This is a genomic window from Pseudomonas sp. ChxA (assembly GCF_030263855.1).
GTDB classification, from domain to species: domain Bacteria; phylum Pseudomonadota; class Gammaproteobacteria; order Pseudomonadales; family Pseudomonadaceae; genus Aquipseudomonas; species Aquipseudomonas fluorescens_CB.
Window position 1 is genome coordinate 2,605,494 of record NZ_JARPMK010000001.1, and the last position, 15,453, is coordinate 2,620,946.

At 61.2% G+C, this 15,453-nt stretch carries 14 protein-coding genes; 5 read left to right on the plus strand and 9 right to left on the minus strand.

What is annotated here, in order from left to right:
- Positions 1-108 precede the first annotated feature (108 nt).
- The 3 genes from P5706_RS11715 to ctlX form a co-directional block, all read right to left on the minus strand.
- Complete coding sequence (locus tag P5706_RS11715; protein WP_285679336.1) at positions 109-888, minus strand: ABC transporter substrate-binding protein; 780 nt, start codon at positions 886-888, stop codon at positions 109-111.
- A gap of 226 nt (positions 889-1,114) precedes the next feature.
- Entirely contained in the window at positions 1,115-2,161 is a 1,047-nt protein-coding gene (gene ocd, locus P5706_RS11720; RefSeq protein WP_200432460.1) for an ornithine cyclodeaminase, read from the minus strand.
- A gap of 11 nt (positions 2,162-2,172) precedes the next feature.
- Complete coding sequence (gene ctlX, locus P5706_RS11725; RefSeq protein WP_200432461.1) at positions 2,173-3,099, minus strand: citrulline utilization hydrolase CtlX; 927 nt, start codon at positions 3,097-3,099, stop codon at positions 2,173-2,175.
- A 284-nt stretch (positions 3,100-3,383) separates the two neighbouring features.
- Here ctlX and P5706_RS11730 point away from each other — a divergent pair, with 284 nt between their 5' ends.
- Positions 3,384-4,277 carry a GNAT family acetyltransferase gene (locus P5706_RS11730; RefSeq protein WP_285679338.1) on the plus strand — a complete coding sequence of 298 codons (894 nt, stop codon included), beginning with the start codon at positions 3,384-3,386 and terminating at the stop codon, positions 4,275-4,277.
- Positions 4,278-4,366: 89 nt separating this feature from the next.
- Here P5706_RS11730 and P5706_RS11735 read toward each other — a convergent pair whose 3' ends face one another.
- The 5 genes from P5706_RS11735 to P5706_RS11755 form a co-directional block, all read right to left on the minus strand.
- A complete protein-coding gene (locus tag P5706_RS11735) occupies positions 4,367-5,386 on the minus strand; it encodes a branched-chain amino acid aminotransferase (protein WP_200432463.1) in 1,020 nt (339 codons plus the stop codon).
- Positions 5,387-5,611: 225 nt separating this feature from the next.
- Entirely contained in the window at positions 5,612-6,991 is a 1,380-nt protein-coding gene (lpdA, locus tag P5706_RS11740) for a dihydrolipoyl dehydrogenase (RefSeq protein WP_285679339.1), read from the minus strand.
- 3 nt (positions 6,992-6,994) lie between these two features.
- Positions 6,995-8,254 (minus strand): dihydrolipoamide acetyltransferase family protein, encoded by a 1,260-nt coding sequence (locus tag P5706_RS11745; protein ID WP_200432465.1) that lies wholly within the window; start codon positions 8,252-8,254, stop codon positions 6,995-6,997.
- Positions 8,255-9,313: an alpha-ketoacid dehydrogenase subunit beta gene (locus tag P5706_RS11750; RefSeq protein WP_138450567.1), complete on the minus strand. Its 1,059-nt coding sequence runs from the start codon at positions 9,311-9,313 to the stop codon at positions 8,255-8,257.
- 1 nt (position 9,314) lies between these two features.
- On the minus strand, positions 9,315-10,550 hold the full coding sequence (locus P5706_RS11755; protein ID WP_017136256.1) for a 3-methyl-2-oxobutanoate dehydrogenase (2-methylpropanoyl-transferring) subunit alpha: 1,236 nt from the start codon (positions 10,548-10,550) through the stop codon (positions 9,315-9,317).
- A 195-nt stretch (positions 10,551-10,745) separates the two neighbouring features.
- Here P5706_RS11755 and bkdR point away from each other — a divergent pair, with 195 nt between their 5' ends.
- On the plus strand, positions 10,746-11,234 hold the full coding sequence (gene bkdR / locus P5706_RS11760) for a Bkd operon transcriptional regulator BkdR (protein WP_056861361.1): 489 nt from the start codon (positions 10,746-10,748) through the stop codon (positions 11,232-11,234).
- 119 nt (positions 11,235-11,353) lie between these two features.
- Here the strand turns inward: bkdR and P5706_RS11765 are convergent, their stop codons facing one another.
- The gene (locus P5706_RS11765) at positions 11,354-12,217 is read right to left on the minus strand and encodes an MBL fold metallo-hydrolase (RefSeq protein WP_285679340.1); all 864 of its coding nucleotides are present in this window, start codon (positions 12,215-12,217) and stop codon (positions 11,354-11,356) included.
- Positions 12,218-12,311: 94 nt separating this feature from the next.
- Between P5706_RS11765 and P5706_RS11770 the strand changes: the two genes are divergently transcribed.
- Genes P5706_RS11770 through P5706_RS11780 form a run of 3 tightly spaced genes read left to right on the plus strand, consistent with a single transcriptional unit; the run spans position 12,312 to position 14,750 of the window.
- Positions 12,312-12,647 (plus strand): ArsR/SmtB family transcription factor, encoded by a 336-nt coding sequence (locus P5706_RS11770; RefSeq protein ID WP_017136253.1) that lies wholly within the window; start codon positions 12,312-12,314, stop codon positions 12,645-12,647.
- A gap of 51 nt (positions 12,648-12,698) precedes the next feature.
- Positions 12,699-13,943 (plus strand): NAD(P)/FAD-dependent oxidoreductase, encoded by a 1,245-nt coding sequence (locus P5706_RS11775; RefSeq protein WP_285679341.1) that lies wholly within the window; start codon positions 12,699-12,701, stop codon positions 13,941-13,943.
- Positions 13,944-14,750: a sulfite exporter TauE/SafE family protein gene (locus tag P5706_RS11780; protein WP_017136251.1), complete on the plus strand. Its 807-nt coding sequence runs from the start codon at positions 13,944-13,946 to the stop codon at positions 14,748-14,750.
- Positions 14,751-15,453 lie beyond the last annotated feature (703 nt).

A 15,453-nucleotide genomic window follows, 5' to 3' on the forward strand; every position in this document is an offset into this window, starting at 1 on the left:
CCCGTTCGACAGCGCAGCTGGAGCCGGCTTTTTTTGGAGCGCTTCGCACTCCAGCGCAAGCAAGCTTGCTCGCCACAAGAGCCAGCTCCCACAGGGGCCGGGGTGGGCCTATTCGTTGTAGATATCCTGATCGCCGAAGTACTTCTTCTGGATCTGTGCGTAGGTGCCATCGGCCTGCACGGCGGCGATGCCCTTATTGATCAGCGCACGCAGGTCGGCGTCGTTCTTGCGCACCCCCATGGCGATGTCCAGCGGCAAGGTCGGGTCTTTGAAAGCCGGGCCGCTCTTGTAGTCGGCGCCTTCAGGCTTGGACAGGAAATTGAGCTGGGCTTCGAGCTTGTCGGTCAGGGTGGCATCGAGGCGGCCGTTTTGCAGGTCGGCGTAGTTCTGCTCCTGGGATTGGTACGCCTTGATCTGCGCGCCGAGCTTGGCCAGGTGCGCACGTGCATAGGCTTCCTGCAGCGAACCTTGCAGCACGCCGACCTGCTTGCCTTTGAGCGACTCCGGCGTGTCGCCGAAGTCGGCGTTTTTACCCGTGATCACCGAGGTGGGGCTGAGGAACAGGCGGTCGCTGAAGTCGATGACTTTCTCACGCGCCGGGGTCACGGCAATGGACGACATGATCGCGTCGAACTTGCGCGCGCGCAGGGCCGGGATCATGCCGTCGAATTCGTTGTGCACCCAGGTGCATTTGACTTCGAGCTTGGCGCAGATGGCGTTGCCCAGCTCGATATCAAAACCTTGCAGGCTGCCGTCGGCGGCGACTGACTCAAAGGGTGGGTACTCGGGGAATACGCCGAAGCGGATTTCTTTCCAGTCCTGGGCGTAAGCAGCGCTGGCACACAGTGGCAACAGCAACGCGGCGAAGAGTGATCGCAATGGAGTCATGTGACAGTCCCTATATTTTGTAATTGATGTCAGGGCAGTGAATCGCTGGGAGCAGAGAATGCTTCATGGTGGTGCGTTTTTTGTGTCGTTTACCCCGTGCATAAAGCGCGAATTGCGCTGTTAAAAAGCGCAATGCAGCGGAATCGGCTGCGGCACGCGCAAAATCGGCTTTTAACTGATGTAAATCCGGCCTGCCTTGGGCGCAAAGCGGCAGGCCAGAGCGGTTTCAGGCGCGCTTTTTGTGCTGTACGCGTGGCTGTTGGGCCAGGCGTGCAAACAGGTCTTTCGGGTCGGCGAGGTCCGGCACCAGCTCAAGTGTACTGCCCACATCCAGCGCCTTGGCCACGTCCAGCACGTAACGCAGGGCCGAGTAGTCTTCGATGGCAAAACCCACTGAGTCGAACAGCGTGACTTGGCGCGCGTTCTCGCGGCCGGGCTGCTGGCCATTGATGACTTGCCACAGCTCGGTCACCGGCGAATCTTCCGGCATGTGCTGGATTTCACCTTCGATACGGCTTTGCGGTTCGTACTCGACGATCACCCGAGCGCGCTCGACGATGCGGCGGTCCAGCTCGGTTTTGCCGGGGCAATCGCCGCCCACGGCATTCAGGTGCATGCCCGGTTCGATCATGTCGTCGGTGAGGATGGTGGCGTACGCCTTGTCGGCCGTGACGGTGGTGACGATGTCCGCGCCTTTGACCGCTTCGGCCACGCTGGCGGCCAGGATCACCTTGATCGCCGGGAACGCCTTGAGGTTGGCCGCCAGCTTGGCAGTGGCCTTGGCGTCGATATCGAACAGGCGGATTTCGCTGATACCGAGCATGGCGTGGAAAGCCAGGGCCTGGAACTCGCTTTGCGAGCCGTTGCCAATCAACGCCATGCTGCGGCTGTTGTCGCGCGCCAGGTAGCGGGCTACCAGGGCAGAGGTGGCCGCGGTGCGGATCGCGGTGGTCAGGGTCATTTCGGCCAGCAGCACCGGCTTGCCGGTGTCGACATCGCCCAGGGCGCCAAAGGCCATCACTGTGAGCATGCCGGCCAGGGTGTTCTTCGGGTGGCCGTTCACGTACTTGAAGGCGTACAGCGAGGCGTCGGACACCGGCATCAGCTCGATCACGCCGTCCGGCGAATGGTTGGCCAGGCGCGCGCATTTTTCGAAGTCCTGCCAGCGCAGGTAGTCGGCACGGATGTATTCGGCCATTTCGCTGATGCAGGTTTGCAGGCCCTTTTGTGAAACCAGATAGCTGAGGTCGTTGACGTCGATATAGCGGGTCATGGCAAGACTCCTTATTGAAATGAGGCGCGGGCGGGCAGGTGTACTTCCGCCAGCATGCAGCGGGCACTGCCGCCGCCGATGCGTTCGATGTTGTCGATGTTCACCACCACCGGGCGGGTGTGGCGTTCGACATGCGTGCGCTGGGCCTGGTGCAGGGCGCTCCAGGCACTGGCCGACATCACCAGCAGCGGTTGGCCGTCACGGTCGTGGACTTCGAGCATGTTGCCGGCGAAGGCTTCGAGCTGATCGAAGTCGAGGGCGAGGATGTCTTTGCCGGTATCGCGCAGCGAGCGTTCCAGGGCCTGGCGTTCGCTGGCATCGGGCAGGGCTTGCAGGCACACCACCGAAAGATCACGGCCGACACTCATCATCACGTTGCTGTGGTAGATCGGCGCGTGGTGGCGGTCGACGGCGTGGAAGACGCAGAGTTGGTAGTCGAGGCGTTCGGCGAACTGGCGCAAGGCGTCTTGATGGGTACGCCCGGAGTGGCAGGCATAGCTGATGCGGTGCTGGCGGTCGAGCACCATGCTGCCGGTGCCCTCGAGGAAGATATTCTGTTGTTCGAGGTGGCTCAGGTCGATGGTGCTATGGATTGCAAAGCGTTGCTCCAGTACTTGCAGCACGCCTTTGTTGCGCTCCAGTCGTCGGTTCTGGCCTTCCATCGGGTACAGCACCAGGCTGCCGTCGGCGTGGCTGCTCCACCAGTTGTTGGGGAAGATCGAGTCGGGCGTGTGGGGCGCCGGGGTGTCTTGCACCACCAGCACCTCTACGCCATGTTGGCGCAGGGTATCGACATAGCCGTCGAACTCTTGCAGCGCTTTTTGCTGCGCGCCAAGAGGATCAAGTGGCTGGCGTTGGAAGCGGTTGTTGATCGCGGTGTCCGGGTTGAAGGCAAAGCGCGCCGGGCGAATCATCAAAACGGTGTTGGTGGTTTGCATGGGTGCACGAATCCATGGGTTGAGCTGTGGGGCTATTTTGTGCGCTGTGGCGGGTGAATCCCGGCTGATATAGCGGGGCGGCTCAGCCGGGAAAGCTGAAAAGTGAGGTAGCGCAGCCGAATCGGCTGGCAAGTTGAAATGCAATCAAACTGTGGGAGCTGGCTTGCCTGCGATGGCGGTCTGTCTGCGCCAGATGCGCTGACTGACAAACCGCTATCGCAGGCAAGCCAGCTCCCACATTAGTATGGTGGCGGTCGTGAAACCCGAGCCAGGAAGGAGAATGCATGTCTACCGCTGTTCGTCTTGCCCAACCCACCGACGCCGAGGGCATCAGCCAGGTCATCCTGGCGGCCTTGCACAGCAGCAATGCGCGGGATTACCCGGCAGATGTGATTGCTCGGGTTGCCAGCAACTTCACGCCCGACGCCGTGCTGGCGTTGCTCCAGCGCCGGGTGGTGCTGGTGGCGAGCCAGGATCAGATGATCGTCGCCACCGCCGCCCTTGATGGCAATGTGGTGCGCTCGGTGTTCGTCAACCCGGCGTTGCAAGGGCAGGGCATTGGCCGGCTGCTGATGATCGAGATTGAGCTGCGGGCCGTTGAAGCCGGGGTGACGGTCCTGAGCGTGCCGTCCTCGCTGACGGCCGAGCCGTTCTATACCAAGTTGGGTTTTCACACAGTACGCGACGTTTACCATGGCAATGAGCGCACGCTGGTGATGGAAAAGGCCTTGTTATCGCGCCATCCCATCGGGCCATATCGCGATCGTCCACACCGATCCCAGGTGGTGGCGCTGTGGCAGCAGGCGTTTGGCTATGACACCGCGCACAACCTGCCAAGCCTGGCAATCGACAAAAAGCTGGCGGTCAATGATGGGCTGTTCTTTGTAGCGACGGATAAAAAGGCCGTGATCGGCACCATCCTGGCCGGCTATGACGGGCATCGCGGCTGGTTGTATTCGGTGGCGGTACACAGCGATTATCGTCGGCAGGGCCTGGGCGCTTCGCTGGTGCGCTATGCCGAGCAGGCACTGACTGCGTTGGGTTGCATGAAGATCAACCTGCAGATTACGGGCGGCAATGACGCGGTGGTGGGGTTCTACGAGGCGCTAGGGTATGGGGTGGAGCCGAGGATCAGCATGGGCAAGAAGATTGCGGTGAATATCCCCAAGGACTTGTGAGCGCACCGCAAGCAAATGTGGGAGCTGGCTTGTTTGGGAGCTGGCTCCCACACAAGCCAGCTCCCACATTGGGTTTTGCGTTTGCTGAGTCAGACCTTGACGATCCAACCCGCTGGCGCTTCAACGTCGCCGGTCTGCACGCCGGTCAGTTCTTTGTAGAGCGCCTGGGTGATCGGGCCCACTTCGGTTTCGCTGTGGAACACGTGAAGCTTGCCGTCGTACTGGATGCCGCCGATTGGCGAGATCACGGCAGCGGTACCGCAGGCGCCGGCTTCCTTGAACTGGTCCAGTTTGTCGATGAACACGTCGCCCTCGACCACTTTGAGGCCCAGGCGGGTTTCGGCCAGTTCGATCAGCGACAGGCGGGTGATGCCTGGCAGCACCGAAGGCGACTTCGGCGTGATGAACTGGTTGTCGCGGGTGATACCAAAGAAGTTGGCGGAACCGACTTCCTCGATTTTCGAGTGGGTCATCGGGTCCAGGTAGATCGCGTCGGCGAAACCGGATTTCCTTGCTTCAGCGCCCGGCATCAGGCTGGCGGCGTAGTTGCCACCGACCTTGGCGGCGCCGGTGCCTTGTGGTGCGGCGCGGTCGAACGTGGAGATCTGGAAGTTGTGGGGCACCAGGCCGCCTTTGAAGTAGGCGCCGACCGGGATGGCGAATACCGAGAAGATAAACTCCGGTGCGCTACGCACGCCGATGTTCTCACCGGTGCCGATCACGAACGGGCGCAGGTACAGCGCGCCGCCACTGCCGTACGGCGGGATGAACCGCTCGTTGGCCTTGACCACTTGTTTGCAGGCTTCGATGAAGTCTTCGGTGGTCACATGCGGCATCAGCAAGCGTGCACAGCTGCGTTGCATACGGGCGGCGTTCTGGTCCGGGCGGAACAGGTTGATCGACCCGTCTTTGCAGCGGTAGGCCTTGAGGCCTTCAAAGCACTGCTGGCCATAGTGCAGGGCGGTGGAGCCCTCGCTGATGTGCAGCACGTTGTCGTCGGTCAGGGTGCCCGCTTGCCACTCGCCGTTTTTCCAGGTTTGGAGAAACCGTTTGTCGGTCTTGATGTAGTCAAAACCCAGCTTGTCCCAATTGATGCTTTCGTTACCCATGACACCCTCTATCTCTGGTCAACCGCCTGGTCGAAGGCAGGCTTGTCGGTTTTTTACTGGATGGGCGCAACAATACTTCATTCTTGGCCGGTGTGGGAGCAGGTGGGCAGACCATTGAGCCTGTGTATTGGCTGATACACCGCTATCGCAGGCAAGCCAGCTCCCACATTTACAATGCATTTCCCCTGTGGGAGCTGGCTTGCCTGCGATGGCCTCACCACGGTTTTACAGGTGCAGCGCGTGGCCCAATGCTCTTAAAGCCGCTTCCTGAACCGCTTCGCCGAGGGTCGGATGCGCATGGATCGTGCCCGCCACATCTTCCAGGCGCGAACCCATTTCCAGGCTCAAGCCGAAGGCCGTGGACAGCTCGGACACACCAACGCCCACCGCCTGCCAGCCGACAATCAGGTGGTTGTCACGACGGGCGACCACGCGCACAAAGCCGATTTTCGACTCCAGGGTCATCGCCCGGCCATTGGCCGCAAACGGGAAGCTCGACACAATGCAGTCCAGGCCAGCCGCCTTGGCTTCGTCCGGGGTCTTGCCGACCACCACCAGTTCCGGGTCGGTGAAGCACACTGCCGGGATGGCGGCCGGATTGAATTCGCGGTGTTTGCCGCTGATCAGTTCGGCGACCATCTCGCCCTGGGCCATGGCCCGGTGCGCGAGCATCGGCTCGCCGCTCAGGTCGCCGATGGCGTACACATTGCGCATGCTGGTCTGGCAACGGTTGTCGATTTTGATCGCCGCACCGTTCATCGCCAGGTTCAGCGCTTCGAGGTTCCAGCCCTGGGTGTTGGGTTTACGGCCCACCGCCACCAGCACCTGATCGGTTTCCAGCGACAGTGTGTCGCCATTCGGGTCACGTACCTGCAGGCTGTTGTTTTCGAAACCGGTGACGCTGTGGCTGAGGTACAGTTTGACCCCCAACTGCTTGAGCGATTCGGCCACCGGTAGCGTCAGCTCACCGTCGTAGGCGGGCAAGATACGCTCCTGCGCCTCGACCACACTGACCTCGGCGCCGAGTTTGCGATAGGCAATGCCCAGCTCCAGGCCGATATAACCGCCACCTACCACAATCAGGCGCTTGGGCACGCGGGTCGGCGCCAGTGCTTCGGTTGACGAGACGATCGGCCCGCCAATCGGCAGCATCGGCAGGTTGACGCTTTTCGAACCGGTGGCCAACAGCAGGTGCTCGCATTGAATGCGCTGATCGCCGACGTCGACGGTCTTGCCGTCGACCACCTTGGCCCAGCCGTGGATCACCTGCACTTTGTGCTTCTTGAGCAACGCCGCCACGCCGGTGGTCAGGCGGTCAACAATGCCGTCTTTCCATTCCACGCTCTTGCGGATATCCAGGGTCGGCACATCCACTTCAATGCCCAATTGCGAACCCTGGCTATGGTGCACGGTTTGCTGGAACTGCTCGGCCACATGGATCAAGGCTTTGGAGGGAATGCAACCGATGTTCAGGCAGGTGCCGCCGAGCGCTTGGCCCTCGACCAGAATGGTCGGTATGCCCAGTTGGCCGGCGCGGATCGCCGCCACATAACCGCCAGGGCCGCCGCCGATGATCAGCAGCGTGGTGTTCAATGTCTGAGGCATGCCTTACTCCAAAAACAGGCTGGCGGGTTGTTCGAGCAAGCCACGAATGGCCTGGATGAATTGCGCCGCGTCCATGCCGTCGACCACGCGGTGATCGAAGGAGCTGGAGAGGTTCATCATCTTGCGCACCACGATCTGGCCCTTGATCACCATCGGCCGCTCAACGATGCGGTTGACGCCGACAATCGCGACTTCCGGCAGGTTCAACACCGGCGTGCTGACGATACCGCCCAGTGCGCCCAGGCTGGTCAAGGTAATGGTCGAGCCCGACAGCTCATCACGACTGGCCTTGCCATTGCGTGCGGCGCTGGCCAAACGTGCGATTTCCTCGGCATTGCCCCACAGGCTGCGGGCTTCGGCGTGACGTACCACCGGCACCATCAGGCCCACATCGCTCTGGGTGGCGACGCCCACATGCACCGCGCCCAGGCGGGTGATGACTTGGGCTTCGTCGTCGTAGCGTGCGTTGATCTGCGGGAAGTCGCGCAACGCCACGACCATGGCGCGCACGATAAACGGCAGCAAGGTCAATTTGCCGCGTGTGGCGCCGTGCTTCTCATTGAGGTGCACGCGCAGTTCGTCCAGCGCGGTGACGTCGATTTCTTCCACGTAACTGAAATGCGCGGCGCGGCGGGTGGCGTCCTGCATGCGCTGGGCGATCTTGCGGCGCATGCCGATCACCGGGATCTGTTCTTCGCTGTTGCGTTCAGCGTAAGGGTTGGCGGTTGCCGAAGCCTGGGTTGCACCTTGTTGCAGGTAAGCGTCCAGATCTTCGTGCAGCACCCGACCCGCCGGGCCGCTGCCCTGCACCAGACGCAGCTGAATGCCGGCATCCAGCGCGTGTTTGCGCACGGCAGGCGAAGCCAACGGGCGTTCGTTCGCGTCACGCGCAACCGGTGCCGCAGCAGGTTTGGCAACTGGTTTTGACTCAGGCGCAGGCGCTGGCTTGGCTTCAACCACTGGCGCTGGTGCAGCTTTCACCGGCTCAGCCACCACCGGTGCATCCTTGGCATTCCCCGCGCCTTCCACTTCAATGCTGATCAAAATACTGCCCACCGCCATGACTTCGCCGGGCTCGCCGCCCAGAGAAATCACTTTGCCGTGTACCGGCGAGGGAATGTCCACCATCGCCTTGTCGGTCATCACATCCGCCAGCACCTGGTCTTCAACCACCAGGTCGCCGACCTTTACATGCCATACCGACAGTTCAACTTCTGCGATGCCTTCGCCAATGTCCGGCATCTTGATAACGTGCGTGCCCATTCAGACCTCCATGACCCGTTTCAACGCCGCGCCCACGCGGGACGGCCCTGGGAAATACGCCCACTCTTGCGCGTGCGGGTAGGGTGTGTCCCAACCGGTGACGCGTTCGATCGGCGCTTCCAGGTGATGGAAGCAATGCTCTTGCACCAGCGACACCAACTCGGCACCAAAGCCGCAGGTGCGGGTGGCTTCATGCACCACCACGCAACGGCCGGTCTTTTTCACCGAGTTGACGATGGTTTCCAGGTCCAGCGGCCACAGGCTGCGTAGGTCGATGACCTCGGCGTCGATGCCGGTTTCTTCGGCGGCAACTTGCGACACGTACACGGTGGTGCCGTAGGTCAGCACCGTCACGGCCGAGCCCGGGCGCACGATGGCGGCCACGTCCAGCGGCACGGTGTAGTAACCGTCCGGCACTTGCGCTTGCGGGTGTTTGGACCACGGTGTGACCGGGCGATCGTGGTGGCCATCGAACGGGCCGTTGTACAGGCGTTTAGGTTCGAGGAAGATCACCGGGTCATCATTTTCGATCGAGGCGATCAACAGGCCCTTGGCGTCATACGGGTTGGACGGCATCACCGTGCGCAGGCCGCAGACCTGGGTGAACACCGCTTCAATACTCTGGCTGTGGGTCTGGCCGCCGTAGATGCCGCCGCCGCACGGCATGCGCATGGTCAAGGGTGCGGTGAACTGGCCGGCCGAGCGATAACGCAGGCGGGCAGCTTCGGAAATGATCTGGTCGGTGGCCGGGTACACGTAGTCGGCGAATTGAATCTCGGCGACCGGGCGCAGGCCATAAGCCCCCATGCCCACGGCAACGCCGACGATGCCGCTTTCGGAGATCGGCGCGTCAAACACCCGGGAGCTGCCGTACTTGTTCTGCAAACCTTCGGTGCAACGGAACACGCCGCCGAAGTAGCCGACGTCCTGGCCGAACACCACCACGTTATCGTCACGCTCAAGCATCACATCCATGGCCGAGCGCAGGGCCTGGATCATGGTCATGGTGGTGGTGGTCATGGCGGTTTCCAATTCGATGCTGTTGTTGTGATCGTTCATGTCAGACCCCCAACTCTTGACGCTGGCGCTTCAAGTGCTCCGGCATCTCTTTGTAAACGTCTTCGAACATGGTCGCGGCGCTTGGAATCTGGCCGCCGGCCAGGGTGCCGTACTGTTCGGCTTCTTTCTGCGCCTTGACCACTTCGGCCTCTAGCTCGGCACTGACCGCCGTGTGCTCCTCTTCGGACCACTGGCCAATCTTGATCAGGTGCTGCTTGAGGCGCGCAATCGGGTCGCCGAGCGGGAAGTGGCTCCAGTCATCAGCCGGGCGGTATTTGGACGGATCGTCCGAGGTGGAGTGCGGACCGGCGCGGTAGGTGACCCACTCGATCAGGGTTGGCCCCAGGTTACGGCGCGCACGCTCGGCGGCCCAGGCAGACGCCGCATACACGGCGATAAAGTCGTTGCCGTCCACACGCAGGGAGGCGATGCCGCAACCTACGCCGCGTCCGGCGAAGGTGGTGGCTTCACCACCGGCGATGGCCTGGAAGGTGGAGATGGCCCACTGGTTGTTGACCACGTTGAGAATCACCGGCGCGCGGTACACGTGGGCGAAGGTGAGGGCGGTGTGGAAGTCCGATTCGGCGGTGGCACCGTCGCCGATCCAGGCCGAGGCAATCTTGGTATCGCCCTTGATCGCCGAAGCCATGCCCCAGCCCACGCCTTGTACGAATTGGGTGGCGAGGTTGCCGGAAATGGTAAAGAACCCGGCGTCCTTGACCGAGTACATGATCGGCAACTGACGGCCCTTGAGCGGGTCGCGCTCGTTGGACAGCAGTTGGCAGATCAGGTCCACCAGCGGCACTTCGCGGGCCATCAGGATGCTTTGCTGGCGGTAGGTGGGAAAGCACATGTCGTCGATGTTCAAGGCCAGGGCCTGGGCGCTGCCGATGGCTTCTTCGCCAAGGCTTTGCATGTAGAACGACATTTTTTTCTGACGCTGGGCGACCACCATGCGGTTGTCGAAGATGCGCGTCTTGAGCATGGCGCGCATGCCTTTACGCATGATCTCGGCGGATACGCCTTCAGCCCACGGGCCAAGCGCTTGGCCCTGGTCGTCGAGCACGCGGATCAGGCCCTTGGCCAGGTCTGCGGTGTCGGCGGGTTCTACGTCGATGGCGGGTTTGCGCACCGTACCTGCGTCAGTCAGGCGCAGGTAGGTAAAGTCGGTCTTGCAGCCTGGGCGGCCCGAGGGTTCGGGAACGTGCAGGCGCAATGGTGCATACGGCTGGTTCATGGCTTTCTACGCTCGATCTTGTGAATTTCTTGTAGTGGGCGCGCTAGCTGACAGTCAGTCTCCGGATAGGAGAAATCTTGTCCTACAAACATCATAGGCGTGGCGTAGAAGAATATTTATCTGTGTTTCATTGCGCTCACGATCATTTGCGGATAAAAAAACTGCATAAACATAAAAAACAGGTGATTTTGTCTCATGCGCAAACTGGACCGTACCGATATCGGCATTCTCAACGCCCTGCAGGAGAACGCCCGCATCACCAACGCCGACCTGGCCCGTTCGGTCAACCTGTCGCCCACGCCATGCTTTAACCGGGTGAAGGCCATGGAGGAATTGGGGCTTATCCGTGATCAGGTCACGTTGCTGGATGCCGACTTGCTGGGGCTGCACGTAAATGTGTTCATCCATGTGAGCCTGGAAAAGCAGAATGAGCTGGCGTTGCAGCAGTTCGAGGGCGCGATCTCGGACCGGCCGGAGGTGATGGAGTGTTATCTGATGGCGGGCGACCCGGACTATCTGATCCGGGTGCTGGTGCCGACGATCCAGTCGCTGGAGCGTTTCATGATGGATTTTCTGACCAAGGTGCCGGGCGTGGCCAATATCCGCTCGAGCTTTGCGCTCAAGCAGGTGCGCTACAAGACCGCGCTGCCATTGCCGGCTAATGGCATCAGCCTGGGCAACTGAATCGCCCACATCCAATGTGGGAGCTGGCTTGCCTGCGATAGCGGTGGGCCAGTTGACACATGGGTTACTCATACACCGCTATCGCAGGCAAGCCAGCTCCCACAAGGGAATCGACGTTTCTACAGTTGATTAAGTGGGATCTTCAGGTAAACCACCCCATTGTCTTCCGCAGGCGGCATATTTCCCGCCCGCACATTCACCTGAATCGCCGGCAGCAACAGCGTCGGCATCCCCAGCCCGGCATCACGCTGGGTGCGCATCTGCACAAACGCCGCTTCATCTACGCCGTCATGCACATGAATATTGCCCGCGCGCTGCTCGGCGACCGTGGTCAGGCACTTGGCCTCGCGGCTTTCAGGCGGGTAGTCGTGGCACACATACAGTTCAGTCTCCAGTGGAAAGGCCAGCAGCTTGCGCATCGACGCATACAACTGCCGCGCATCACCGCCAGGGAAATCGCAACGTGCGGTGCCCACATCCGGCATGAACAGCGTGTCGCCCACCAGAATCAGTCGACCGTCGATCAGGTACGCCATGTCGGCCGGGGTGTGGCCGGGCACATGCACCGCCTGGGCCTTCAAGTTGCCGATATGAAAGATTTCATCCGGCGCAAACAGGTGGTCGAACTGCGAGCCATCGACGCGAAATTCCGGCTCCAGGTTGAACAGGCGCTTGAAGACGTCCTGTACCTTACTGATGGATTGGCCGATGGCTATTTTGCCGCCGAGCGTGCGGCGCAGGTAAGGCGCAGCGGACAAGTGATCGGCATGCGCGTGGGTTTCCAGCAGCCACTGCACCTGCAAACCGTGTTCACGCACGAACGCGATGACTTTATCGGCCTGGGTGGTTTCAGTGCGTCCGGACGCGGGATCGTAATTGAGTACCGAATCGACGATTGCGCACGGGCCGCCATCGTGTTCATAGATGACGTAGGTGAAGGTCGACGATGCCTCGTCCAGAAAGGCTTGAATCAACGCTGGCATGGCGGCGGTCCCCGGGGGCGAAAAAAGTGGTTACAATCAGTTTACGTTTACACATAATGTTTTGAGCTTAAGTGACATAAAGGACCCGAGGCAAATGGAATCTACTCTGAGTGAGGGCGAAGTCGCCCAGTTGCGCGCATCGGCGTCCAAGGCGTGTTCCTTGCTCAAGGCACTGGCCAATGAGGACCGCCTGTTGATCCTGTGCCAGTTGACCCAGGGCGAGCGCAACGTCGGCGAGCTGGAAACCATGACCGGCGTGCGTCAGCCCACCCTGTCACAACAGTTGGGCATTTTGCGCGACGAAGGGTTGGTCGCCACCCGTCGGGAAGGTAAATACATTTTCTACGGGCTGGCCAGCCACGAAGTGATTCAAGTGATGAAGACCTTGTCCGGCTTGTACTGCGGCGCGGTCATAAAAAGCTGGGCGTGACGCCATACGGCAACGACCCTTGTGTGCATTGACCCTAAAAGGCAAAAGACCATGACCGAGCAACACTGTGGACCGACCATCAGTGGCGACATCGTAGTCATCGGCGGCGGCTCGGCAGGCATCGGCCTGCTGGCCAGCCTGCTCAAACGCGACCCGCAGCTGAACATCACCCTGATCGAGCCTAACGACTACCACTGCTATCAGCCGGCCTGGACGCTGGTCGGTGGCGGCGCCTACGACCTGAAAAAGACCCGACGGCCGTTGGCCGACGTACTGCCCAATGGCGTCGCCTGGGTGCAGGCCGCTGTTGCCGAGTTGTTGCCCGACGAGCAGACCCTGGTGCTCGATAACGGCCAGCGCGTCACCTGGAACAACCTGATCGTGTGCCCTGGCCTGCGCCTGGCCTGGGAAAAAATCGACGGCCTGGAACAGACCCTTGGCCATAACGGCGTGACCTCCAACTACAGCTACGAGCACGCGGCCTACACCTGGCAGTTGGTGCAGCAATTGAAGAGTGGCAAGGCGATCTTCACCCAGCCGGCCATGCCGATCAAATGCGCAGGCGCGCCGCAAAAAGCCATGTACCTGTCCTGCGATCACTGGCTCAAGCAGGGCAACCTGAAAAACATCGACGTCGAGTTCAACCTGGCCGGTGCTGCGCTGTTTGGCGTCGCGACCTTTGTGCCGCCGTTGATGAAATACGTCGAGAAATACAACGCCCGCCTGGCGTTCAACGCCAACCTGGTCAAGGTCGATGGCCCGGCCCGCAAGGCCTGGTTTGAAGTCAAAGATGCCGAAGGCAAGGCCACCGTCGAAGAAAAATCCTTCGACCTATTGCACGTGGTCCCGCCGCAAGTGGCCCCGGATTTTATCCGCCAGAGCCCGTTGGCAGACCCCGCCGGTTGGTGCGAGGTGAACCCGCACAGCCTGCAACACCTGCGCTACCCGCATATCTTCGGCCTCGGCGATGTGTGTGGCACCACCAACGCCAAGACCGCTGCCGCCGTGCGCAAGCAGATCGTAGTGGTGGCCGAAAACCTGCTGGCCCTGCGCAAACAAGCGCCGCTGCCGCTCAAGTACGACGGCTATGGTTCCTGCCCGTTGACGGTGGAGAAGGGCAAGGTGGTGCTGGCCGAATTCGGCTATGGCGGCAAGCTGCTGCCGACCTTCCCGCTGGACCCGACCCAGGCACGTCGCTCGATGTGGTTCCTCAAGGCCACGCTGCTGCCGTGGTTCTACTGGAACGGCATGCTCAAGGGCCGCGAGTGGCTGACCCGCCTCAGCAAGGTGGATTAAATGCTGCTGGCAAGTCTGTTGGGTTTATTGATGGGCCTGGTCATGGGCCTGACCGGTGCGGGCGGTGGCATCCTCGGGGTGCCGGCCTTGGTGTTGGGCTTGGGCCTGACCATGACCCAGGCAGCCCCGGTGTCGTTGCTCGCCGTGGGCGCAGCGGCGGCGGTCGGCGCCATTGACGGGTTGCGCCATGGCCTGGTGCGCTACCGCGCGGCGTTATTGATAGCGTTGCTGGGGGCGCTGTTCTCGCCACTGGGCGTATTTATTGCCCACCAGTTGCCCGAGCACCTGCTGATGGGCCTGTTCAGCGCCTTGATGGTGCTGGTGGCGTGGCGCATGTTGCAACGCGAAAAGGTCGAGGCCGGGCCAAGCGACCATGGCGCCGCGTCCTGGGGCCAGAAAAACTGCATGCTCAACCAGCAGACCGGGCGCCTGGCCTGGACCGCCAAATGCAGCGCCACATTGGCGGCGTTGGGTGCGGTGACTGGCGCGGTGTCGGGCTTGCTTGGCGTGGGCGGTGGCTTCCTGATCGTGCCGGCGTTCAAGCAACTGACCGATGTGCAGATGCGCGGGATTGTCGCCACCTCGCTCATGGTGATCAGCCTGATTTCGCTGATCGGCGTGGCTGGGTCGATGCAGGCCGGTGTGAGTATTGAGCCCATGGGCTGGGTGTTTATTGGTGCGAGTATTGTCGGTATGTTGGCCGGTCGGCGTTTGTGTTCGGTGATCCCGGCGCGGGCGTTGCAGGTGGGGTTTGCCAGCCTGTGTGTGGTGGTGGCCGCTGGCATGCTGGTCAAGGCTGCGCTCTGATCCTGATGTGCAACACACCGTCCAACTGTGGGAGCTGGCTTGGCTGCGATGGCGGTCGTTTGGTGGTGTACATATCCGTTGCTGCGGTAACGGCGGCTTAGGGTTCCGCCCTTACGGCGGGTCACTTTTGCAAGGACGCAAAAGTAACCAAAAGGTCCTCGCCCCAACACTCGGTGCCTCGCTGTGGCTCGGCATGCCCGCAATCCGCCAGTGATTTGGGGGGCCGCCGCGATGGGCCATCCTTGGCCCAGCGCGGCTAAACCGGCATCCCTGCCGGTTTACCCCCCAAATCACTGTCAGATTCCGGCCATCGTGTTTGACGGGGCGATTTCAGATCAAGATCAAAAGCGCAGATCAAAAGACCGCTGACTTCGCCAGCGAAAAGGATGTAAGGGCCAGAGCAACAGCAACAGCAACAGCAACAGCAGAGCCAAACTCGGTCTAATGTGGGAGCTGGCTTGCCTGCGATGGCATCAACTCGGTGTACCTGATGTACCGAGGTGTTTGCATCGCAGGCAAGCCAGCTCCCACAGAAAAGCAACTCTTCAGTGTATTCAGATAGGCTTTTGCTTCGCACTTGATCTGGCTCTTGCTTCAACCACTCAGGTCGGCTTTCAGGCCGCCGTGCTGTAGATCTTGATCTGAGGCGCCCCGTTAACCACGATGGCCGAACGCAGGCTTGAATCCGTGGGTAACCCGGCAG

Excerpts from the sequence above, each read along its gene's own strand:
- P5706_RS11715 (WP_285679336.1), bottom strand. The coding sequence starts at position 888 with ATGACTCCATTGCGATCACTCTTCGCCGCGTTGCTGTTGCCACTGTGT.
- ocd (WP_200432460.1), bottom strand. The coding sequence starts at position 2,161 with ATGACCCGCTATATCGACGTCAACGACCTCAGCTATCTGGTTTCACAA.
- ctlX (WP_200432461.1), bottom strand. The coding sequence starts at position 3,099 with ATGCAAACCACCAACACCGTTTTGATGATTCGCCCGGCGCGCTTTGCC.
- P5706_RS11730 (WP_285679338.1), top strand. The coding sequence starts at position 3,384 with ATGTCTACCGCTGTTCGTCTTGCCCAACCCACCGACGCCGAGGGCATC.
- P5706_RS11735 (WP_200432463.1), bottom strand. The coding sequence starts at position 5,386 with ATGGGTAACGAAAGCATCAATTGGGACAAGCTGGGTTTTGACTACATC.
- lpdA (WP_285679339.1), bottom strand. The coding sequence starts at position 6,991 with ATGCCTCAGACATTGAACACCACGCTGCTGATCATCGGCGGCGGCCCT.
- P5706_RS11745 (WP_200432465.1), bottom strand. The coding sequence starts at position 8,254 with ATGGGCACGCACGTTATCAAGATGCCGGACATTGGCGAAGGCATCGCA.
- P5706_RS11750 (WP_138450567.1), bottom strand. The coding sequence starts at position 9,313 with ATGAACGATCACAACAACAGCATCGAATTGGAAACCGCCATGACCACC.
- P5706_RS11755 (WP_017136256.1), bottom strand. The coding sequence starts at position 10,550 with ATGAACCAGCCGTATGCACCATTGCGCCTGCACGTTCCCGAACCCTCG.
- bkdR (WP_056861361.1), top strand. The coding sequence starts at position 10,746 with ATGCGCAAACTGGACCGTACCGATATCGGCATTCTCAACGCCCTGCAG.
- P5706_RS11765 (WP_285679340.1), bottom strand. The coding sequence starts at position 12,217 with ATGCCAGCGTTGATTCAAGCCTTTCTGGACGAGGCATCGTCGACCTTC.
- P5706_RS11770 (WP_017136253.1), top strand. The coding sequence starts at position 12,312 with ATGGAATCTACTCTGAGTGAGGGCGAAGTCGCCCAGTTGCGCGCATCG.
- P5706_RS11775 (WP_285679341.1), top strand. The coding sequence starts at position 12,699 with ATGACCGAGCAACACTGTGGACCGACCATCAGTGGCGACATCGTAGTC.
- P5706_RS11780 (WP_017136251.1), top strand. The coding sequence starts at position 13,944 with ATGCTGCTGGCAAGTCTGTTGGGTTTATTGATGGGCCTGGTCATGGGC.